Source organism: Humidesulfovibrio idahonensis, assembly GCF_054657715.1.
In genome coordinates this window covers 1,558,735-1,580,588 of record NZ_BAAHYE010000003.1, presented here as the reverse complement: position 1 = coordinate 1,580,588, position 21,854 = coordinate 1,558,735, and the positions used below count along the sequence as shown (strand labels likewise).

The 21,854-nt window shown below is 65.0% G+C and carries 11 protein-coding genes; 2 read left to right on the top strand and 9 right to left on the bottom strand.

Going from position 1 to position 21,854, the window contains the following annotated elements:
- Positions 1-18 precede the first annotated feature (18 nt).
- The 9 genes from ACYQ4W_RS13380 to ACYQ4W_RS13340 all read right to left on the bottom strand — a co-directional run bounded on the left by ACYQ4W_RS13380 (position 19) and on the right by ACYQ4W_RS13340 (position 17,527).
- Positions 19-1,875: a bifunctional metallophosphatase/5'-nucleotidase gene (locus ACYQ4W_RS13380; protein ID WP_459857535.1), complete on the bottom strand. Its 1,857-nt coding sequence runs from the start codon at positions 1,873-1,875 to the stop codon at positions 19-21.
- A 336-nt stretch (positions 1,876-2,211) separates the two neighbouring features.
- The gene (locus tag ACYQ4W_RS13375) at positions 2,212-2,625 is read right to left on the bottom strand and encodes a nucleoside 2-deoxyribosyltransferase (RefSeq protein ID WP_459857533.1); all 414 of its coding nucleotides are present in this window, start codon (positions 2,623-2,625) and stop codon (positions 2,212-2,214) included.
- Between the two features lie 216 nt (positions 2,626-2,841).
- The gene (locus tag ACYQ4W_RS13370) at positions 2,842-5,907 is read right to left on the bottom strand and encodes an AAA family ATPase (RefSeq protein ID WP_459857531.1); all 3,066 of its coding nucleotides are present in this window, start codon (positions 5,905-5,907) and stop codon (positions 2,842-2,844) included.
- Positions 5,904-7,124 carry an exonuclease SbcCD subunit D gene (locus ACYQ4W_RS13365; protein WP_459857529.1) on the bottom strand — a complete coding sequence of 407 codons (1,221 nt, stop codon included), beginning with the start codon at positions 7,122-7,124 and terminating at the stop codon, positions 5,904-5,906. Before ACYQ4W_RS13365 ends, ACYQ4W_RS13370 begins: the two co-directional genes overlap by 4 nt.
- A 246-nt stretch (positions 7,125-7,370) precedes the next feature.
- Entirely contained in the window at positions 7,371-8,477 is a 1,107-nt protein-coding gene (locus tag ACYQ4W_RS13360) for an ankyrin repeat domain-containing protein (protein WP_459857527.1), read from the bottom strand.
- Positions 8,478-8,515: 38 nt separating this feature from the next.
- Positions 8,516-9,529 (bottom strand): ankyrin repeat domain-containing protein, encoded by a 1,014-nt coding sequence (locus ACYQ4W_RS13355; RefSeq protein WP_459857524.1) that lies wholly within the window; start codon positions 9,527-9,529, stop codon positions 8,516-8,518.
- Between the two features lie 11 nt (positions 9,530-9,540).
- Positions 9,541-11,277 (bottom strand): ankyrin repeat domain-containing protein, encoded by a 1,737-nt coding sequence (locus ACYQ4W_RS13350; protein ID WP_459857521.1) that lies wholly within the window; start codon positions 11,275-11,277, stop codon positions 9,541-9,543.
- Between the two features lie 151 nt (positions 11,278-11,428).
- Positions 11,429-15,169, bottom strand: coding sequence for an autotransporter outer membrane beta-barrel domain-containing protein (locus ACYQ4W_RS13345; RefSeq protein WP_459857518.1), 3,741 nt, complete (start codon positions 15,167-15,169; stop codon positions 11,429-11,431).
- A gap of 363 nt (positions 15,170-15,532) precedes the next feature.
- Positions 15,533-17,527: a beta strand repeat-containing protein gene (locus ACYQ4W_RS13340; RefSeq protein WP_459857515.1), complete on the bottom strand. Its 1,995-nt coding sequence runs from the start codon at positions 17,525-17,527 to the stop codon at positions 15,533-15,535.
- Positions 17,528-18,162: 635 nt separating this feature from the next.
- Between ACYQ4W_RS13340 and ACYQ4W_RS13335 the strand changes: the two genes are divergently transcribed.
- On the top strand, positions 18,163-19,587 hold the full coding sequence (locus tag ACYQ4W_RS13335) for a sigma-70 family RNA polymerase sigma factor (RefSeq protein ID WP_459857512.1): 1,425 nt from the start codon (positions 18,163-18,165) through the stop codon (positions 19,585-19,587).
- Positions 19,588-19,712: 125 nt separating this feature from the next.
- Positions 19,713-21,848 (top strand): molybdopterin-containing oxidoreductase family protein, encoded by a 2,136-nt coding sequence (locus tag ACYQ4W_RS13330; protein WP_459857510.1) that lies wholly within the window; start codon positions 19,713-19,715, stop codon positions 21,846-21,848.
- Positions 21,849-21,854 lie beyond the last annotated feature (6 nt).

The following is a 21,854-nucleotide window of genomic DNA, read 5'->3' as shown; positions in this document are numbered from 1 at the left end:
CGGTCCGGGCCAGGGACCTCAGGCCGCGTTGGCAGCAGAGCGCCAAGCCAGCTCGCGGGCGGGCAAATCCCGCCACCCCTGCCGCGGCTCCAACGCGGAGCGCACCCGGCCCTTTGTTTTGTACGTGGCGGGTTCGGTCACATTGATGACCACGCGCGGCCCGGCCAGGGTGTCGGCCGGGGGAGCCACGGCGCCAAGCTTGGCCAGGTGCTCTGCCAAAACATCGTGCTCCAGAAATCCCGTGTCCACGCGCCCGGCGGTGAGCTTCTTCAACATATCCAGGCCATCGCCGCCGCCGGCCAAAAAGTTGTTGGTCACCAGCCGGTAGGTGGCGTGGGGGTCAAGGGGCGCAAGGGTTCCATCGGCCATGCGCAAAGAAAGGCCGTCCACGCGCTGGCCCGCGGGCCGCAGGGGATGGATGACATAGACGAAGCCGGCCGGATGGAGCACCGGCATGCGGCGCAGATCACCCTGGTGCGGCCGCACGGCGATGCGGAACTCCACGGCCTGCTCCAGCGCCTCCTTGAGCTGCGCGCCGGTTATGTCCAGCGCCACCAGCGTGTTGCCGAAAGGCGCCACGCCCATGACCATGCCCAGGGTCAGCTCTCCGGCAAAGAGGTCGCGGCGCACTCCGCCGGCGCCCACCAGGGCGATTTGCGCGCCCGGCACCTTGGCCAGGTAGGCGTCGGCCAGCAGCGGGCCGGGGTCCGTGGCCGTGCCCCGGATGAGATCGACCGTGGCGCGCGCGCCGATGGGCGCGTTCTGCATGGCCGCCACCTTGGCCGCATAGGGCGCAAGCTTTTGCAGCATGGCCGGGTCCTCGGCATAGATTTTCGCCACGCCCGAGGCCTTGAGCCGGGCCAGAATCTCCGCCTGTTCCGGAGAATTCTTGTCCACGGCCGCAGTCCCCATGCGGAAGCTGTCGCCGGACAGCAGGGTCGGCGCGGCGGTGAACCCGGCCACATGCCCCCCGGCGTCGAAACGCACCGTGAGCACGCCCAGCTCCTCGCCCCACTTCCAGGCCTGGACCACAAGCACGGGGCCATCCGGTCCCAGCACCCGCGTGGGGTAGGGCCCGGCCGGGACCAGACCCAGGCCGCCCAGGGCCGCCGCGTCGCCAAGCAACGTGTGGCTGTGCCCGCCCACAATGACGTCGATGCCGGGCACGTTGCGCGCCAGCTCCAGGTCCGCCTCGTAGCCGTTGTGAGAGAGCACAACAATCTTGTTGATGTTCTGCGCCTTCAGCTCGCGCACCAGCACGGCCAGAACCGACGCGGGCTCGCTGAAGCGCACGCGCCCCACGTCCCTGGTCATCAGCGGCGTGGCTGGCGTGGTGGAGCCGATGATGGCCACGCGCTCGGCCCCGAACCGGCGCACCACGTAGGGCAGCACCCGGCCCTTGAGCGCGGGTTCGGCCGAGACATCGAGATTGGCCGAGAGGATGGGGAAGCGGGCCGCCGCCAGCATGCGGCCCAGGCTGGCCGGGCCCTTGTCGAATTCATGGTTGCCCAGGGCCATGGCGTCGATGCCCAGGGCATTCAGAAAGTCGAACTCGGCCGCGCCCTCGAACACGTTGAAGTACAGGGTGCCCTGCACGGCGTCGCCGGCGTGGAGCGTCAACACGTTGGCCTCGCGCGCGCGGATGTCGTCCAGGGCGGTTTTGAGCCGGGCCATGCCGCCCAGTTTGGCGCGGAAGACTTGACTGCCCGCGTCCATGGGCAGGGTCAGGTTCTCGGCGGCGGGCTCCAGGGCGGAATGGGTGTCGTTCACGTGGGCGATGGTCAGGGTCAACGGCTGTGGCGCACGGCCAGCGCAGGCCGCAAGGGCGAGGGCGAGGCAGAGGGCGGCGAAGGGGCGAAACCGGGACAAGCGCATAGGCGTGCTCCTTGGCATGCGGAAGTGTGGCGCGGCAGGGCGCGAAAGGCGGCAACGGCGCAGGGTGGGAGCTCCGTCGCTGCGCTGAGGCACGCGGCTCCGGGTTCTCCGACGCCGTCGAGCGGGGAAAGGTCTGCACGGCCTACAGCTTGTGGCTTAAACCAATACCGCGCAAATTTATAGATGCCGCGCCAGAGGCTTCCGCACGCGGCGCGCAGCCGCGACGGAACGTGCGGCCCCTTTGAAACGACAAAGGCCGCCCAAGGAAGCGGCCTGTCGCGTGCGCTGTGTGTTCCGCAAGCCCCGCCGCGGCATGCGCCGTGGAGGCGGTCTAACCTAGCGTTTCAGAGCGGAGAGCAAGTCGGAGACCGAGCGGGACACGGTGACGCAGGAGGCCTCGACCATGGCGTTGACCACGGAGTGGGGCGTGTCTCCGGACTGGCGCGAGTCCGTGCGGATGCCGTGCACAGGCTTGCCCTTGGCGTGGGCGTAGCCGATCTCCCAGGCCGTGCCGTCGTCCACCTGGGTGCCGTCGATCCAGGCCACCACGAGGGACGACTTGTCCAGGGCCTCGCGGCAGCGCTCCATGATGCGCCGGGGCGCGATGGGCCCCCAATTGGAGATCTGGCCGTCCTTGAAAAGCTCAAAGGGCCAGCACACCTCATAACCATGCTCCAGCAGCGAAGCTTTGACGCTCCGAAGCCAGGACTGTTCCGCCTGCGTGAAGAGTGGACCTGCGAGATATATCATGGCGTCATGGTAGCCAAAAACGGCCGGAAAGAAAAGACGCCAACCCAGCCAAAGCTCCCGGCGCGCCACCGGGAAACGGCCTCGTATGGCCGGGAAACCCCGCTGGGACTCAATCCCCGCCACGCGGCACTGGTGCGAAAAATTCTCGCCGCATCCGCAAGGCCGCGCTGCCCCGGAAACCAACCCCGGCCATGGGGCGCAGCGGGGAGCCACGCCTCAGCAGTTCACCTGCCTGATGGTGCTTCCGGCCTTGGAGGGCAGCACGTCGATGCGCGCGTCGATGCGCTCCTTGAGCTCGCCCACGTGGGAGATGATGCCGATGAGCCGGCCCGCGTCGTTCAGTTCCATCAGGGTGTTCAGGGCGTCCTCCAGGGTCTCGCCGTCCAGGGAGCCGAAGCCCTCGTCGATGAAGATGCAGTCCAGGCGCCGCCCGCCCTGCTGGGCCATGACCACGTCGGACAGGCCGAGGGCCAGGGCCAGGGCGGCCAGGAAGGACTCGCCGCCGGAAAGGGTCGAGGCCGGGCGCGTTTCGCCGATGAAGGCGTCGGTCACGTCCAGGTCCAGGCCGCCGGTGCTCCGGCCGTCGCGGGCCGCGTCCGCCCGCACCAGGTGATAGCGCCCCCGGCTCATGCGCGAGAGCCGCTCCGAGGCGGCGCGGGCCACTTCCTCGAACAGCGCGGCCAAAACATAGCGCTGCAGGGTCATGCGCAGGGGGTTGTCGCCCCCGGCCAGCTTGGCCAGCCTGCCAACGACGGCATAGCTGGCCTCCAGCTCCTTGCTGCGCGCCGCTTTTTCGCCAATGGCCCGCAACGCCTCCAGCAGGCCCTCCTGCTGGGTGCCCAGCTCGCCGAGGTCGTGGTTCAGACGGTCCACAACCGCAGCCGCCGCCTGCTGCGCCGCCACGATCCCGGCCAGATCCGGCCGCATCTTCTCCGCGCAGGCGGCCTCGGCCCGGGCGGACCTGTCCTTGGCCGCGGCCAGGGACTCATGGAACGTCGCCACCTCCTGGCGCAGGGACTCCGCCTTGGCGCGGGGCAGCTTGGCCTCGCGGTACTCCTCGGACGTCAGGAAGCCATCGGTGAGCAGCCGCAGGTCAAAGGTCCGGCGCTGCTCCGCCAATTGCAGGGCCGCCGCCTGCGCCACCTGCGACAGGCTCTCGCGCTGGCCCTGGCGCGTGCCCAGCTGCGACTCCAGTCCGGTGAGCGCCTGCTGCGCCGCCTGAAAGTTCCGCTCCGCAACGGGAATCAACCGCGCCAGCTCCTCCAGCCGGAGCCGCACGCCCGCCGCGTCGGCATCGCCCGCGCCGGACTCGGCCCGGGTCACAAGGGCCTGCGCCTGCGCCTGCGCCGCGGCCGCGCCTGCCCGCGCCCGCTCTGCCGCCGCCTGCCGCTCCAAAAGCTCCCGCCGCGTTGCGGCAAGGGTCTCGCGCTCCTGCTTGCAGCGGCCAAGCTGCTCACCCTGCGCAGTCGCAAGAGCGAGCGCGGCTTTGGCCTGCCGCACCCTTGCGGCGAGGTCCGCCGCAGGGGTCTGGGCCTCCTCGCCCAGGGCGGCGCGGCAATGCTCCAGGCCGCCCGCAAGCCCGGCGAGCCCGGCGCGCGCTTCCTCCGCAATCTTGCGGGCCTTATCCAGGTCCAGTTCGGCAATGCCTTCCTGGCGCTCGGCCCGGTCCAGGTCCTCGGCCGCGGGAACATTTTCGGCGTTCGCCGCCGGGTGCGCCCCCTGGTACGGATGGTCCGTGGCGCCGCACACCGGGCAAGGCTCGCCCTCGGCCAGACCCGCCGCCAAAAGCAGCGCCTGCCCGTCCAGCAGGGCCTGCTGCATGTCCTGGCGCGTCTCTCTGGCTGTGGCGTAATCCTCCTCGTACTGCGCCACCTGTTCCTCAGCCGCTTCCAGCTCCGCTTGCGCCTTGGCCTGGCCGCGCAGCAGCTTTTCCAACTGCGTGCGCAGCTGCGCCAGACCTTCCAGGCGCTTGATGTCCATGTCCAGCCGGGCCACGTCTCCCGCCTGCAGCGACAGGCTCTCGATCTCCGCCGAGAGTTCCGCCAGGCGCTGGTCGCTGGCTGCGAGCAGGGCCGCGGCCTGCTCCACCTGGACCCGGGCCCTGCCCTCGTCCGCCACGGCCTGAGCCAGGGTCTTTCGCGCGGCGTCGCGCTCCTGCAAAAGCTGCAGCTGCGCCGAAAGGCGCTCCTGCTCGGCCGCGTACGCCGGGGTCTTGTCCCGCTCCTGGCTGGCCAGCTCCAGCGCAGCCTGGGCCTGGGCCTTCTGGCCGGCCAAGGTCTCGATGGACACGGCCAGGGCGCGCAGCTCGGCCTCGCTGTCCTTGGCAGCCTGCTCGCCCCGCAAAATGGCCGCCTCAAGATCCGCGTGCTCCAGAGCCTTGAAGGCGCGCTCCGCCCGGCGGGCCTGGGCGTCCATGGCGGCGGATCCGGCCCGCAGCCGCTCCAGCGCCGCGCCAGCCTGTTCGCGCTCCGCAAAGTCCTTGTCCACGGCCTGGGCCTGGGCGGCGGCGGCCTGGGCGGCGGCCAGGCGCAGGCGCGCGCCGGAAAGTTCGGCCTGGCGCTCCTGCCGCAGGGCCTTGGCCTCGGCCAGGCGCGACTCCAAGTCCTCCACGCCGGCCGCGCCCTTGGCCGAGAGGATGGCCTCCATGCCGGTGCGCAGGGCGGTGAGCTGGTCAAACAGCGCGGTGCGGCGGCGCTTCAGGGCCTCCTCGGCCAGTTTGTACTTCTCGGTGCCGAAGAGCTTCTGCAGGATCTTCTCCTTCTCGTCGCTCTTGGCCAGCAGCAGCCGCCGGAACTCGCCCTGGGGCAGCACCATCACCTGGCGGAACTGCTCGCAGGTGAAGCCCACAAGCTCCTCCACGCGGGCGTCCACCTCGCCCACCTTGGACAGCCGCTCGCCCAGCACCTGGCCTTCGGCGTCCACCTCGTAGAACTCCACGCGGTGCTGGCGCTCCACGGTCTTGCCACGCGAATGCACGAACTGCGTGGGCTTGCGCTCGATGAAGAAGCGACGCGCCCCGATCTGGAAACGCAGGCCCACCGAGCATTCGGCCTCCGGCCTGGCCCACTGGGAGCGCAGAAAACGGTCGTTCTGCTTCTCCCGCGCCTCGCCGCTGGCCTTGCCGTAAAGGGCGAAGCACAGGCCGTCCAGAAGCGAGGTTTTGCCCGCGCCCGTGGGCCCGTTGATGAGCAGGAAGGGGTTGGTGCCGGTGCGGGTGAAGTCCACGGACTGCTCTCCGGCAAAGGGGCCAAAGGCCCGCAGGATCAGGATCAGCGGCTTCACGATAGCACCTGCCTGTCCGCCTGCCCAGCCGTTTCCGGCTGGCTGGCCGTATTGGCGGGGCTTGCCAGGTTCGCGGGCTCCGCGCCCTCGGCCTGGAGCATCTCCTCCACCACGGCGCGCAGCACGTCCTCCTCGCCGGGGTCCAGTTCGGCGTCGGTCACGTGGCGGAAAAAGGCCCGGGCGATCTCCCACTCGGTCTTGCCGCGCACCTCGATGCCGCCAGCCCCGTCCTCGCCCTGCCCGGCCGCCTGATACGCCGCGCGGCTGATGTTCAGCACATTGGGGTAGGCGTCGCGCAGCTTGGACGCGTAGTCGAAGAGCGCGCCCTTGTCCGTCAGCTCGATCCACAGGTAGTCGTCCCTGCCCGCGTCGGCCGCGGCCGCGGCCAGCAGCGCGTCCAGCTCGCCGGAGATCCGGCGCATGTCGTGCCGGGGCGAGAGCGGCAGCAGCTCCCGCTTGAAGCTCCCGTCGGCCGCGAGGTCGTACAGCGCGGCGCTTTTGACGTGCCCGGCCTCGGAAAAGGAATACTTGAGGGGGCTGCCCGCATAGAACACGGTCTCGGCCACCTTTTGCGGCCGGTGCAGGTGCCCCAGCAACGAGAGGCTGAAGCGCCCGAAGTGCGCGGGCTCCACATGGCACGACCCGCCGATGGACAGGGGGCGTTCGGAGTCGCAGGCATCGCCGCCAAGGGTAAAGCAATGGGCCAGGCACACGCTGCGGCCCGCGCATTCCGGCAGCCCGGACATGACGCGGCCCAGGGCCTCGTTGAAATCGCCCGTGGCCAGGTCGTCCTCGGCGCGCTTGAGCATCACCGGGGTCACGTACGGCAGGGGGAAAAACGTGACCGGGCCATGGGCGTCGTCCAGCGTCACAGGGACTATATCTCCCGGCAGACCGGGCGCGATGAACAGGCCCCGGCCGCTCAAGAGCTTGCTGCCGAAGGAGAGGCGCTCCGGGCTGTCGTGGTTGCCGGGGGTGAGCACCACGCGCACGCCGAGGTCGAGCACCAGGCGGGACAGGAAGCCGTCCATGAGCTGCGTGGCGGCCACGGGAGGAATGGCGCGGTCGTACACGTCGCCGCTGATGGCCACGACGTCGACGCGGCTCTCGCGGACCATCGCCAGGACCTGCTCCAGCACGTGGGCCTGATCGTCGGTCATGGCGACCTCGTGGACCAGCTTGCCCAAGTGCAGATCGGCCAAGTGGAGAATGCGCAAAGGGGAGGCTCCTTCTCAAGATCGTGGCGGCCGAAAGTGGCCCGAAGCGAGCCTAACCGACCACAGGGGCCTGTTGCAATCGATTGCGCGGACCCGCCCCGGCGTTCCTCCCTGTGCGCGGGTCTAGTTCTTCGGCAGTGCGGTCAGCCCCTTCTTCATGACGACCTGACGCATGACTGCCCAGAGTGTCGGTGGAACTCTCCACCACGCGAACACTCCTCTTCAAAATCACTTGATGTGCTCAAGCTAGAAACGAAAAAGCTCTTTCAGCTTAAATCGTTGACGCCAATTGTCTTGCTCCTTCGGTTTCAAGTAATCCACCGGCGTCGTATCAAGGATACTTGGACGAACAATAGGAGCACACCCAGCCGGGCTACACTTTTTATAATCTGTTGAAATATCGAAATGTACTCCATGCTTTTCCAAGAAATCAACACATCTCCAAAAATACATGTATTGTTTGTCGTTACTATTTCTTGGGAGATTGTCCCTATGTATTTTATTTTGCATTTTATCAACTAAACTTTTTATATATCCATTCCCTGAGTGGGTATAATCAACTCCCTTTTCAAGCATGAACAAAACAAGTTCATAATTCACGTTATTTGCTGCTTCATGAATTAGCGAGTACGTAGCCGTGAGATCATCAATTCGATAATCAATTTGTGCACCTGCGTTGTACAATACAATAAAGGCCTCTTGCTGATCTGTTGCTAAAGCTTCACTGATTGGACGTCCGGTAACCGGGAACTGGAGGTTTGGATTGCCTTTGCCTATCTCAAGGCACATTCTCAAATACTCAGGTCCAATCCGATATGTGTTTCTTGTCACATAATGCAGGAGCGAGTACGGCGACTTTCGCTCTCCAACCGGCGAGGAGTTATCAATCCATACCCTGTTGGGGTCGGCCCCACGTTCCAGCAGGCGGCGAAACCCCCTCTCGTTGGGATGTATGACCACCCACACTGGGACAGTCCAACCATACACACCAGAGGCATTCGGGTCCGCTCCGGCGTCGATCAACTGGTCGATTTTCTGGACATCACCTTTTCCTGCGGCCGTAGCCAAAGCTTGCGCCTGTGGATTTCCAGGGAACAACTCGAAAACGTCCCAGTCTGTAAGTAGCCTCTTGTTACGTAAATACTTGGCTTCAGAGCTGTCGAGCTTGTCAAACAGGACATCGTATTCCGTGCGTGCGCAGCCGCAGAAGAGAAGCGCGGCGAACAGCAAGGCAAAGACGGGGAGCAGTTGACGCATGAACCTTTCCTTTAGTTCATAGGCAGGACGGTCAGCCCCTTCTTCATGACGACCTGGTGCATGACTGCCCAGAGTGTCGGTGGAACTCTCCACCACGCGAACACTCCTCTTCAAAATCACTTGATGTGCTCAGTTTAGAAACGGAAAAGCTCTTTCAGCTGAAATCTGTGACGCCAATCGTCTTGATCCTCTACCTTCTTTAGGTAATCCACCGGTGTCGTAGCAAGGACACTTGGGCGAACAATAGGAGCACATCCTCCCGGGCTACACTTCTTATAATCTGTTGAAATATCAAAAGGCACACCGTGTTTTTCTAAATAATCAACACATCTCCAAAAATACATATATTGGTTGTTATTAGTAGATCTCGGAAGAGAGAACCTATGTATCTCTGATTGCATAAGATCTAATAAGTTTTTTGTATAACCATTTCCAGAATGTGTATAGTCAACTCCTCTTTCTAGCATAAACAAAACAAGCTCATAATTCTCAATAGTTGCTGCCGCTTGAATTAGTGAGTACGTCGCAGTTAAGTCATCAATGCGATAATCAATTTGTGCGCCGGCGTTGTAGAGTACAGCAAAAGCCTCTCGCTGATCAGTACCCAAAGCAAAACTGATTGGACGTCCGGTAACCGGGAGTTGAAGGTTTGGATCCCCTTTACCTATCTCAAGACACATTTTCAAATACTCAGGCCCAATCCGATATGAATATTCTGTCACATAATGCAGAAGTGAACTCGGCAAACAACGATTCTCAACCGGTGAGGAATCATCAACCCACACGCGATTAGGGTCTGCCCCACGCTCCAGCAGTCGGCGGAACCCCTTCTCGTTGGGATGTAACACCAACCACGCCGGGACAGTCTGGCCGTATACCCCAGAGGCATTCGGGTCCGCTCCAGCGTCTATCAACTGGTCGATTTTCTGGACATCACCTTTTCCTGCGGCCGTAGCCAAAGCTTGCGCCTGTGGATTTCCAGGGAACAACTCGGAAACGTCCCAGTCTGTAAGTAGCCTCTTGTTACGTAAATACTTGGCTTCAGAGCTGTCGAGCTTGTCAAACAGGACATCGTATTCCGTGCGTGCGCAGCCGCAGAAGAGAAGCGCGACGAACAGCAAGGCAAAGACGGGGAGCAGTTGACGCATGGACCTTTCCTTTAGTTCATAGGCAGGACGGTCAGCCCCTTCTTCATGACGACCTGGCGCATTCCGGCAAGGGCCTTGGCGCGGTAGGCGTTGGCCGTGGTGGCGTCGATGGAGCGCCATGTCTCGCGGACCGTCACGATGGTGTCCAGGAACCGGCCGATGTACACGACGCCTTCCGGGCCAGAGGCGTCCGCGCTGGCGAAGTGCAGAATCTGGTGGTCTTGCGTGCTCTCTTCGGTGACGATGGTCGCGTTTTTGCCGAGGCCCTTGCGCATCGTCTCCAGCGCCATGCGCGCGGCTTGGTCGAGGCTCGTGCCCGGCGTGTAGGTCGTCATGACGGTGTAGACGGATTTCCAGTCGCTCTCGGTCTGGTTCTGCGGCAGGTAGTCGAGGATGATCGTCCCGGCCTTTTGCTGCTGCCGAATCTGCACGTTCTCGTGGGTCTCCGGCGTGTCCGCCCAGACGGGCAGCGGATAGGTCAGGTCCACCTGCTGCATCAGCATGTTGATGTTCTTCGGCAGTGCGGCAGCTTGCCCCGCCGCGGTATTCAGCGATTCCGGCGGGGTGGTGTCCAGCACGGCGGGCGGCGAGTAAATGCCATAATGGAATGTCATGCCACGCTCCTCAAGGAACTTTACACAACGCCAAAACCACATGTATTGTGTATCTGTTTTATCTCCTGCAAAGCCGCGATCGATATCTGACTGTATGCTTGTGTGCATATCTATGCCATGGCCCCTTAGAGATGTATAATGAACACCTTTGTGAAGCATGAATAGCAAAATGTCATAATGACAAAACACTGATGCTTTATCTGCAAGAGAATCTGTACTGTATGGATCTCGTATCTTGTAGTCAAGTTCTGCTCCGGCATTATAGAGCACCCAAAATGCTTGCGGACTGTAATTCCGAACACCTACAACGATTGGCCGTTCTCTATGATCCGGTGGTTCAAGGTTCGGATTCCCTTTCCCAATCTCCAGGCACATTTTAAGATAGTCTGTTCCGAGCTTTTCAGTTAGTGCGACTGCCAAATGCAAGAGTGATGACTGGGCCCTGTCCTTATCATACCAGATTTTGTTCGGGTCGGCCCCGCGCTCAAGCAAGCGCCGGAACCCGGCCTTGTTCGGGTGGTACAGCACCCAACCGGGCACGGTCATACCATATGTGCCAACGGCGTTCGGGTCGGCCCCTGCGTCGATCAGCCGGTCGATTTCCTTAATGTCGCCTTTGCTGGCCGCCTTGACCAACGCCTGCGCTTGCGCGTTGTCCGGATACATCTCCGCAGGGCTCATATAAATCGCCGGCGTCGGGCCCTTGGGTGCCTGCTCCGCCGCACGCTCAAGTCTGGCGATGTCAGGGTCTGAGCTATAGAATGTGCATGCGGATACCAGCAACGCGGCGAGCAGCAAGGCAAAGACGGGGAGCAGTTGACGCATGGGGGGGTCCTTCTCGTGGTGGCGTGGCGCTTCCGTTGCCGGGCAAAGCCCGTGCAACGTCCAGGGCTTGCGGAATTCCGGCGAACACGCCGCGCCCGCAGCCAGCGGCACGAATTTGATTTTCTCTGCGGATGAGTAGCAGTGCCGATGATGATAGCCAAGCCTATAGCCGCGCGCTATCGACACTGCAAAAATGTCGATGCCGGACAGCAAGGCGACACGCCCGCGTAGACGCAACGCCGCAGGCTGGTCCGTGCCCTGGCGGCATGTGGAAACGGGATTGGCAATCGGCAGGACGTTCATGACCATAAGCCCGGCCCAGCGTTCCAAACCCTACCCCACTATCAGGCGATGGGGCTGGAATCCGTTCGCAATCTCGACCCCGACACTGTGCGCGAACGAATCGTCTGCTCGCATTTTCAAGACGTGCCGATAGCCGGGCGGCCCACTCGATGCGCTCTCAAAACGCCACGTTCACGCCGACCATGACGGAATGCGCCTGGTGGCGTTCGCCGGAGACTTCACCATTGTACTTGGCAAAGTAGGCGAAGCGGCCCTCTGGCTTGTAGGTGACACCGGCGCCGAGCAGAATGGCGTCGGCGTCGGCCGCGTTGGTGAGCCCATTGAAGGAAATCCCCGGCGCTCCCTCGAAGGAAGCCCGGATGTTGCGCGAGCCGTCCCAAAATTCGTGGGCCCAGCGCAGGGAGAACTCCGTGGAGATTCTGGCTCCGGGGTCGGCGTCGTGCTCGGAGTGCAGGCGCAGGCCCAATGTGGACTTGAGGGAATAGGCGGTGTCCTCGGCCACGGAAAGGTTGAGCGCGTCCGCCCCGTTCTCGGTGAAGCTCGAATTGGTGATGCGCGCGGTCTGCAGCCCGGCCACGGGGCCGGCCCACACGCCTGGCCGCAATTCGTAGTCCCGGCCCACGTCGATGCCCGTTCCAAGGGTATAGGTGATGGGATGCCCGGTGGCCGTCACCGTGCTGGTGCCGAAGTCCACCCTGCGGCGCATGGTGTTGTAGGCCAGTCCCGCCTGCACATTGGCCACCCCGTAGTACCCGCCCTCGGCATACATGCCGAACGCGCCAGCCACGAAATGGTCGATGTCGGCGGTGGAGGACGAGTTCAGGAAGTCCAGCGCGGAGTGGGCATAGCCCAGCTGCACGGCCATGCCGAAGCGCTCGTCCATGGGGATGAGCACCCCGCCCGTCAGGCCGTATGTCAGCCCCTTATACCCGGTGGCGTCGTCGCCTGCCGCTTGCCGCGTGTAGGTGCCGATGGGCACGAGGTACATGTTCTGGTCGGGCGCGTGCAGCAGGTTCACGGGCTCAAGCCCCAGCGGCCCGGCCGCCATGATCCGGTCCGAGGCGGCGAATTTGGCGGCGGCGGAAACGTTGGCTCCACCGGTAAGCCCCGTGAAATCAGCCAGCGCCAGGTCCCAGCCCGGCGCGTTGGTCCTGGCCTGCCCGGCGGCCAGAAGCTGGCTGTTGGCCGCGTTGGAGAACAAGCGCATGGAGGAAAGGGAAGTCCGGCCCATGGCGCCATAGGCGGCCGGTCCCAACTGGTCCAGCATGCTCGCGCTCTTGCTCGACGAGGCGAAATCCACCAGGGCGAGGGCGTTTTGCATGGAGGCGCCGGGCGAAACCGCGGCGAGATCCAAAGCCTGCCCCACGTTGTAGCCGTTGCGGGTGCTCGACGCCGAGGTGTAGCCGTTGCGGCTCAACACCAATTTATACGCCGTGGCCGTCTCGGCGAGGGTGAAGTTGAGGAAGGTGCTGCCGGTTATGGACACTGTGTCGAAGGAGCCGGTAATGCCGCCCGCGGCCTTCAAAAACGTATAGCTCTGGCCGTTGGAGTAATAGCCTGGGGTCAGCGAGGCCGCCACAGACAGTCCGCTGCCGGAGTTCAGGGTGGCCGTGCCGGAGACATCCAGCAGGCTGCACCCCGTGTTGCTCAAGCTTATGTTCAGGGTGGAGCCGGAGGTCTGGGTGTAGTTGCCCGTTACCGTCAGCGTGCCGCCGGTGTTGCCCGGCGAGACCGTGCCGCTGTTGGTCACGTCGCCCACGATGGTTCCCGCGCCGGAGAGGGTCGCCCCGCCGGCCACGCCGACAGTGGGCGAGGTGAGGGTGGCGTTCACGGCGAGGGTGCCGCTGTTCACCGTGGTCGCGCCCGTGGAGCCAAGGTCCATGTTCTGGCTCAGCGTCCAGGTTCCGCTGCCGGACTTGGTCAGCCGCTCGAAGTTGGCGATGGAATAGCCGCTGAAGTCGCCCGCGCCGGTCAGGGCGATGGTGTCGGTGCCGGTGCCGCCGTCCATAAGCCCGCTGATGGTGACGTTCGAGCTGTTGAAGGTCACCGTGTCGTTGCCGCCGGAAAGGTCCACCTTGCCCAGCAGCTTCGCCCCGCTCAAAAGCGTTATATTGTCCACGCCGCTTGTGTCGCTCCAGGTGTCGTAGTCCTGGCTGTAAGACTTGTTCAGGATGGCGTACGCCCAGCCGGAGGGCGATGCGTTCGTGGCGCTCACCGTGCCGGAGATGGTCATGTCGGAACCGGAGGTGGCCACGATGCCCGCGGCCGTGCCACCGCCGCTTGCCGTGGCGCTGATGGTGCCGGAGATGGTGCCGGTGGTCAGGCTCCCGCTGGAATAGATGCCGTAGGCGTTGCCGCCGCTGCCGGAGGCGGTGGCGCTCACCGTGCCGGAGATGGCGCCGGTGGTGACCGGGGCGCCGATGGAATACAGACCGGCCGCGTACGGCCTGTAGCCGCTGGCCTCGTCGCCCGTGGAGGTGGCGCTCACCGTGCCGGAAATGTTGCCGGTGGTGAGCGAGCCGGAGCTGCCGGCGTAGATGGCCACTGCCCTGCCGATGCAGTTGAGGGCGCCGCAGGTGTAGTACCCGCTGCCGGAGGAGCTGGCGCTCACGCTGCCCGTGATGTTACCGATGTTGGCGGCCGTGGAGCCGCCGTCATACAGCCCATACGCGCGCGGGCCGCTGGCGCTGATGCCGCCGGAGATGTCGCCCAGGGTCAGGCCGCCCGGAGCATACACGCCATAGGCGAGTCCGCTGGTCGAAGTGGCGGTGAGGGTGCCGGAGATGTTCCCGGCGGTTATGCCCTGCGCGACCTCGTACAGCGCCGAAGCCGTGCCTGCGGAGCTTGTGGCGGTGACGGAGCCCGAGATGCCCTGGCCGATGCTGAGCGCCTTGGCCGCGTAGATGCCGTAGGCATCGCCTGCGCCCGCCTGCGCGCGTATGGCCCCGGCGATGTCGGCGCCCGTGATGGTGACGGTTCCGCCGGAGATGGCGTAGGCCGAGCCGGTTCCCGCGGCCGTGGCGGAGATGACGCCCGTGCTGCTGAGCCCGCCGTCCAGACTGCTTGCGTATGTGGTGTTGCCGAACAGGCCGTAAGCCGAACCGTTGCCGGCCGAGGTGGCGGAAACCGTGCCCGAAATGCCCCCGCTGATGGAGAGCCCGCTGCCGTTCGCATCAATGGCGTAGGCCGAGCCGGAAGCGCCCGTGGAGGTGGCGGAAACCGTGCCCGAAATGCCCCCGCTGATGGCTATGCCCGTGGGATAGCTGGCCCCCAAGGCTCCGGTGTAGATGCCGTACGTCGAGCCGCTCGACGCGGCGGCGGTGACGGACCCGGCGATGCCGTCGGTGATGATGATGTTCTTGCTTCCGTCGTAGATGGCGTATGCCGTGCCGCTGGTGGCGCTGGCGCCCACGGACCCGGAGATGCCGCCGATGGTGATGACGGCGGCCGAGCCATAGATGCCATAGGCCGTGCCGGAGGAAACGTTGGACGTGGCCGTGGCGGAGCCGGAAATGCCGTTGGTGACGGTCAGGCCCGTGCTGCCATAAATGGCGTAGGCGTATCTCGCGGTCACGTTGACGGCGCTGGACAGCCTGTCCAGGGTCAGCGATCCGGCGTCATAGATGCCTCGAGTGAGGCCGAGGCCGGTGTTCGTAAGGGTGACATTGGGCAGGGCTCCTGTAACCGACGCCCCGGAGGCGAACTGCAGCCCGGCGATGGAGCTCGCGGTGGCCGCGGCGTAGCTGACCGTGACGCCTGCCGCGTTGGCGAAGGTGACGCCCTTGCCCGAAGGCAGCGCGCTGGTGAGCGTGATGGTGCTCCCCGCGAGGCTGCCGTCAAAGCTGATGGTGTCGCCCGCAGCGGCGTTGGTCAGGGCGTACCGCAGCGTGCCTGCCACGGCTGTGTCCGCCGTGGAGGTGACGGCATACGTGGCGGCCGAGGCAGCCGGCCCCCCCAGGGCCAGGGGCAAGACCAGGGCGAGCAGAAACGCGAGCGCCCAAATTCTTGGTCCGCGTCGCGCGCCTGCCCTGTCCGACCTGTCCGTCCTCTTTTTGAACCCGTCCTGCATGGAGCCTCAAATGTGCTGTCCCGGGGGGGAGGCCTTGCACTGTCGCACCAACGGCACGAGTCCGTTGCCTGCACATCGGCGCGGCGAAGCGCGCCCGTCTGCGCCGCTGCCGATCAAACCCGGCGTGCGCCACGGACCAAACCGCGCACGCCGCTGACGAAATTCCAGGTGCCGCGCGCCGCGGCCCGGGTTCTAGGTGTTGAGCGTCAACGTGACGCGCCCCGCCTCATGCACGAGGGTGGCCTGCCATGCTCCGCCGACGACGCTCACGGAGGCGAAGTCTCCGCTGAAGCCGCCCGTGGCCGTGAGTATGGCCATGCTCACACCTGCGGCCGTAAATCCGGCATCCACATCGATTTCCAGCACGCCGTCCAGGGCGGCGGCGCCCGTTACGCTGACGGAGCTGAATCCTGCGTCGCTCACGGCGAGGCGCAGGGTCCCGTCGGCGGTCAGCGTCAGGCTGCCGTTCACGGCCAGGGCCGTGGGCGCCAGCACGCCGGCATTGGCGAGGGAGCCCGTCACCGTGCCGGAGCCGCTGAACGTGGCCGCGCCCTCTATCTCTGTGCTCGCGGCGGAGAGGCCAGCGGCCAGGCGCAGCTCGCCCTCGCTGACGGTCGCATGGCCTGCGGGAACGAGGTTCAAGTCCGCCTGCAGATCCAGAATCCCGTCGCCCAGCTTCTGGAAGGTGGTGAAGTTGGTGATGGCGGAGGCGATGACCGCGGCGGCCTGGACGATGAGGACGCTGGAACCGCTGCTACTGCAGGTGACGCTGCCGTCAAGGACCACGTCGCTGCCGACGAAGGCGAGGGTGTTGTCGCCCCCGGCGAGGTCCACCTTGCCCGTAAGGCGCGCGCCGTCGAGCAGCACCACGGTGTTGCCTACCTCGCCCGCAACCCAGTCGCTGCCGTCCCAATAGCCGCTGCGCAGGGCGTAGCCCTCGCCTTCGCCGGAGGTGTCCACTCCGGAAAGCGTGCCCGAGATGTTGATGTTCATGCCGCCGCCGCCGGCAAGGGCGATGCTCAGCCCGCCGCCACGGGTGGCTATGGAGCCGCTGAAGGCGTCCAGGGTGAGGGCTCCCGCACAGTGGCAGCCAAAGGCCTCGGCTGCGCCTGTGGTCGTGATGGTTCCGGCCAGCGCGCCGCCCATGGTCAGCGCGCCGAAGCAAAAGAGACCCATGACCACGTCGTCGCTGGAGACGGACGTGATGCTCCCCGAGGCGGCCAAGCCGGACATGGAAAGATTGCCGATGCTGAGGACGCCGCAGTTGGCCCCCGCGCCGGTGGCTTTGATGGAGCCGGAGAGCGCGCCCATGCCGAGGGTGCCCTCGGAGGCCAAGCCGGTGCAGCCGTTGCCGACAACCGTGACCTCGCCCGTCATGTCCCCCAGGCTGAGCGTTGCGCCGCACGCGCCAATGGCGTTGCCGCCCGCCGTGACGCTGACCGTGCCGGAAAGGGCGCCCATGCTCAGCGGACAGCTTTCCGCCAGGAGGCCGTAGCCGTCGCCGCCGGCCGTGACGGTGACCGCGCCGGAAAGTTCACGCAGGGTGATCAGCGTCTCGGAGTAGAGACCGCAGGCGTCGCTGGCGTCGGCCGTGGCGCGTATGGTTCCGGGGATGTTCCCTGCGCTCAGTCCTCCGTAGGCCCCGATGCTGTTGGCCGGGCCGTGGCTGTTGGCTGCGGTCACCGACCCCGTGATGTTTCCGATGGTCAGAAGGTTCGGCAGTTCGATGCCGGCCGCCTCGGTGTCCGATCCTGTGGCCGTGGCGCTCACGGACCCCGCGAAATCGCCCAGGGTCAGGTCGCCCAGGCAGGAGATGCCCTTGACGTAGGCCCCGTCGGCGGTGCTTGCGCTGATGACGGCGCCCGGCAGCGCGCCGCTGATGGTCGTGTCCGCCTTGATCGCCAGACCGCGGGCCAGGGTGTCGGCTCCGGTGCGGCTGAGCGTGATCCCCGCCGCGTTGGCGATGGTCACGGCGTTGAGCTCTGGCAGGTCGCTGGCCAGGGCGATAGTCCCGGCAAGCCCCTGGGCGAAGGTGATCTGATCGCCCGCAACAGCGCTGGCCGCAGCCTCGCGCAGCGATCCCGAGCCGGCGTCGTTCAGGGTGTTCACCACATGGCTGGTACCGGCCGAATTGGCCCGGGCCTTGATGAGCGTGGGCGCGTTCTTTCCGCTAAGGTGGCTCCGCATACGGTATTCTCCTGGTGTTGCTTTTAGGGGCCGACGGAGACGCGGGCCATGTTGCCCGCGTTGCTTTATTTCCCAGCGCTTGTGCCTATGGCGACTTTCCTGGTGCGCGTATGATTGAGAGAATAGACAAGAGTGACGGGCGTCAAAGACATTCCACGTGAATTGACGTGAAAATTGAAATATCGTCTGTTATTCTAGATGATAACCACAAGAAACGCACAACCTTCTTCCAACGGGCGAGTGGCCGACAAGGAACCTGTTCCCCAGGGCCGTCATTCTCTGCGCTGGGTGCCCGGTTCCGCGCGGGGCTGAAAGGAAAACGGGACCGCAAGGCACAGAGGGACGAGACCGCCCGCCTGACTCCGCGGCTTCGCGCGCCATGTCCAGATCGAGCCGGTGGAAGAGGCTGCCGGCGGCTGCGTGAGAACAGCGCCGGCAGCGCCCCGACACCACTGCAAGCGGCCGGATGCCATGGCAAAGATTTTCACAGGCAAGTGCTGCGACGAGAACTGCCCGTTGCATGGTCGCAGCAAGGTCAGGGTGCCGGCGATGTCGGCCTAACTTGTCGATTATGTTAATTAAAACATATTGACGAACCGGCAAATGATGCTAACATTCACACTAAGTCTTCAAAAATGGCGCAGATGGAAGGCGGTGCCCAAGTGATTGCCCGCATCCCGCTGAATTCGCTTGTCGACAGTGCGCTTACAGGGAACGGCGGCGCATGGCGCCAGTTGGTGGGCCGTTTGTCCCCCTGGGCCTTGCGTTTCGCCCGGCGCAGGTTGCCGCGCGGCCTTGAGCCGGAAGACGCGGTGCAGGAGGCCTTTCTCACCGCCTACCAAAAGCTCCCAGATCTGCGCGCGCCCGAGGCCTTGCCGGCCTGGTTCGCGGCCATCCTCGGCTCGCATTGCCTGCGCCTGATCATGGACCGGGCGCCGGAGAGTTCGCTGGAGCAGCTGGCGGAGTCGGGGCTCCTGCCCCCAGCTCTGGACCAGGGCCCGGAGGATGCCCTGTGCTCTCTGCAATTCCTCGCCGCCTTCGACGCCGCGCTGGAAGCCCTGCCCATGCACCTGCGCGATGTATGCCGCCTGCACTACCGCCGGGGGCTCTCCGTGCCCGAGGTCGCCCTTGCCTGCGCCATGCCGGAAGGCACGGTCAAGAAGCGGTTGTTCATGGCACGGCCCCGGTTGCAGGAGCATTTGGCGCGCTTCCGCAGCGAGGGCTTGTTCCGGGTGGGCTTCATGCCCGTCTCCGACCACCTGCTGGCCATGTGCGCCGACCGTCTGAACCAGGGCCGAAACCTGCCGCTCTTGTCGCGCCGCTATCTTTCCTGGGGCGCCCTCGCCGCCGACCTGACCCGCGGCCGGTTGGACGCGGCCTTCATCATGGCCCCGTTGGCCTTAAGCCTGCGGCAGGCCGGCACGCCGCTTCTCTACGTCATGGACGGGCACCATGACGGCAGCGCGCTGTTCGTCTCGCACAGCGCCCAGCGCCCCAGAATGCTGGGTGTGCCGGGCGAGCGCTCCACCCACCGCGTGCTGCTGCACCTGCTGAAGGAGGAGCTGCCCGATCTTGCCAACCTGCCCACCCAGGTGGTGAACCCCTCCTGCGTGCCGCTGCAGCTCCGGCAGAACAGCATCGGCGGTTTTTTCTGCGCCGAGCCCTGGAGCGCCAAGTGCGCCAGCCAAGGTTTGGGCCAGCTCCGGCTTCGCTCGCGCGACATCCTTCCCGGCCATCTTTGCTGCATCCTGGCCGTGCGCCGCGAGTTCGCAGAAAGCCGCTCCGAAGTGGTGACCGGCTACCTGCGCCTGCTTCTCGCCTCCCGCGACCGCGTGCGCCGCGACCTTGAGTTTGCGGCCCACGTGCTGGCCGCCGGCACCGGCAGCGAGCCGGGTCTGGCCCGGCTGGTGCTGGTGGATTCCGTGAGCTTCGACGACCTGGCCCCGGATCTGTCCCGCATGACCTCCTTCCTGCATTTGGCCCAAGAGGCAGGCGTGCTCTCCGGGCCTTGCACCCTGGCCGGATTCGCCTGCCCGGAGCTGCTGGCCGCCTCAGCCTGAATCACGAATCATGCAACTTTCGCGTCAATTCCGGGAACTCTTTTCCATGCCCCGCGCTCTCCTGTCATGGGGACACCTGCGGGCGTCCGCGCCCGCGTTCCACACCAAGAACGGAGGACTGCACTATGCATGAGGGCAAATGGATTCCCACGGTCTGCTATCAGTGCAAGGCGGAATGCGCCATCCTGGCCCGTGTGGAAAACGGCATGGTCAAGGAGGTCAAGGGCAATCCGCGCGCGCGCGGCAAGATGTGCGTCAAGGGCATGGCCGGCATCACAACGCTCTATTCCCAGGAGCGCCTGAAGAAGCCGCTCAAGCGCGTGGGCGAGCGCGGCGAGGGCAAGTTCAAGGAAATCGGCTGGGACGAGGCCCTGGACATCATGGAGAAGAAGCTGCGCGAGCTGATCAAGCGCGGCGAAGGCCACAAGTTCACCTACTCCATGTTCCCGCACTCCACCACGGACCCCAAGTGGCGCTTCGTCAACGCCGTGGGCGGGTTCATCTCCACCGGCCTGCCGCACTGCGACTCGGCCAAGATCATGGCCCACCTGCACACCTTCGGCTGCTTTCCCAACCACCACATCGCGCCCATGTACTACACGGTGCCGAGGGGCGGCATCATGATCCTGGCCGGCCGCCACCCCTTCGGCTGTCTGGACGATGCCTGCGTCCCGCGCGACATCCTGAACGCCAAGGAGCGCGGAGCCAAACTCATCGTCATCGACCCCGTCTTCCGCACCGAGGCCGCCAAGGCCGACTGGTGGATCCCCATCAAGCCCGGCGGCGACGCGGCCCTGTTCCTGGGCATGGCCAGCCACATGCTCAAGAAGGGCATTCACAACAAGGCCTTCTGCGACAAGTGGGTGCGCGAGGGCGACATGGACAAGCTGAAGGCGTTTCTGAAGGACAAGACCCCGGAGGCCATGAGCAGGATCTGCGAGGTCCCGGCCAAGGACATCGTCAAGCTGGCCGAAATGTGCGCCAAGGCGCCCAGCGTCAGCGTCGACGCCTTCAAGTCCATCATGTACGGCAACGCCATGGACTGGGGCCACGCCTGGTCCATCCTGCTGGTCATCACCGGCAACCTGGACAATCCCGGCGGCCAGCCCATGCCGGAGATCGCGCCCATGGCCCCGGTGAAGCCGGTGCCGCCCGCGCCGAACCTGAAGGAACTGGGCTACCACCGCACTGGCCCCAACCGCGGCAAGTTCGACCACTACACCTTCATACTGGAGCCCACCTGGTACGCGGCCCAGGCCATCAAGGAAGGAAACCTCAAGGTCTTCTTCGCCTCGGAGTGCAACCCGGCGCTGAGCGAGATGGGCTCCGGCGAGTGGCGCAAGGCCATGACCCTGAAGGACAAGAAGGGCGACTACGCGCTGGAGCTCTTCGTGGTCACCGAGATACTGCCCTCGGAGACCATGAAGTGGGCCGACCTTGTGCTGCCGGACCAGACCAACTTCGAGCGCTGGGAGCTTCTGTACATGCCCTGGTGGTACAACTTCGGCCACACGGCCGCGGTGTGCCAGCCCGTGGTGGCTCCCATCGGCGAGTCGCGCCACGCCAACCGCGTCATGATCGAACTCGGCAAGCGCATGTTCCCGGAGTTCTTCGCCTTCAAGGATGATGTGGAGTACTACGACATCGAGCTTTCAGGCGTTGGCATGAGCATGCAAAAGGTGCTGGCGGGCGGCGCGCTGTGGTCGCCGGGCACTGTGGGCTTCCGCAAGTACGAGGACGCGGGCAAGTTCAACACCCCCAGCGGCAAGATCGAGCTGGAGTGGCGGATGTACAAGGACATAGGCCAGCACTGGCCAAGCCCCGAGTTGCCGCTCGAGTTTCGCCGCGACGAGGACAAGTTCCCGTTCATCCTGGTCAATTTCCGCACCATCTTCCTCAACAACACCGGAGCCTGGTCGCAGAACAACGCCCAGTTGCGCGACAGCGTCTCCGGCATCGACGAGAACCCTGTGCTGCTGAACCCCCTGGACGGGACAAAGCTCGGCGTAAGCGACGGGGCCATGGTGACGGTGGAGTCCGGCACGGGCAAGGTGCGCGTTCCGGTGCGCCTCACCGAAAAGATCAAGCCCGGTTGCGCGGGCCTCATCCACGGCTTCGGCCAAACCATGGGCAAGGTAGCCTCGCCCGGGAAGTGGGTGGGCGACAACGAACTCATCGCGGACGCCGGCTCCCATCTGGACGAACAAGATCTGCGCGGCGGCGAGGCCCACGTCTCCACCCGTGTCCGGATCAGCAAGTAAAGGAGG

What these genes read in the sequence shown, in the direction of transcription:
- ACYQ4W_RS13375 (WP_459857533.1), bottom strand. Translation starts at nt 2,625, where the DNA reads ATGATATATCTCGCAGGTCCACTCTTCACGCAGGCGGAACAGTCCTGG.
- ACYQ4W_RS13340 (WP_459857515.1), bottom strand. Translation starts at nt 17,527, where the DNA reads ATGCGGAGCCACCTTAGCGGAAAGAACGCGCCCACGCTCATCAAGGCC.
- ACYQ4W_RS13350 (WP_459857521.1), bottom strand. Translation starts at nt 11,277, where the DNA reads ATGGTCATGAACGTCCTGCCGATTGCCAATCCCGTTTCCACATGCCGC.
- ACYQ4W_RS13335 (WP_459857512.1), top strand. Translation starts at nt 18,163, where the DNA reads ATGGCGCAGATGGAAGGCGGTGCCCAAGTGATTGCCCGCATCCCGCTG.
- ACYQ4W_RS13355 (WP_459857524.1), bottom strand. Translation starts at nt 9,529, where the DNA reads ATGCGTCAACTGCTCCCCGTCTTTGCCTTGCTGTTCGTCGCGCTTCTC.
- ACYQ4W_RS13380 (WP_459857535.1), bottom strand. Translation starts at nt 1,875, where the DNA reads ATGCGCTTGTCCCGGTTTCGCCCCTTCGCCGCCCTCTGCCTCGCCCTC.
- ACYQ4W_RS13330 (WP_459857510.1), top strand. Translation starts at nt 19,713, where the DNA reads ATGCATGAGGGCAAATGGATTCCCACGGTCTGCTATCAGTGCAAGGCG.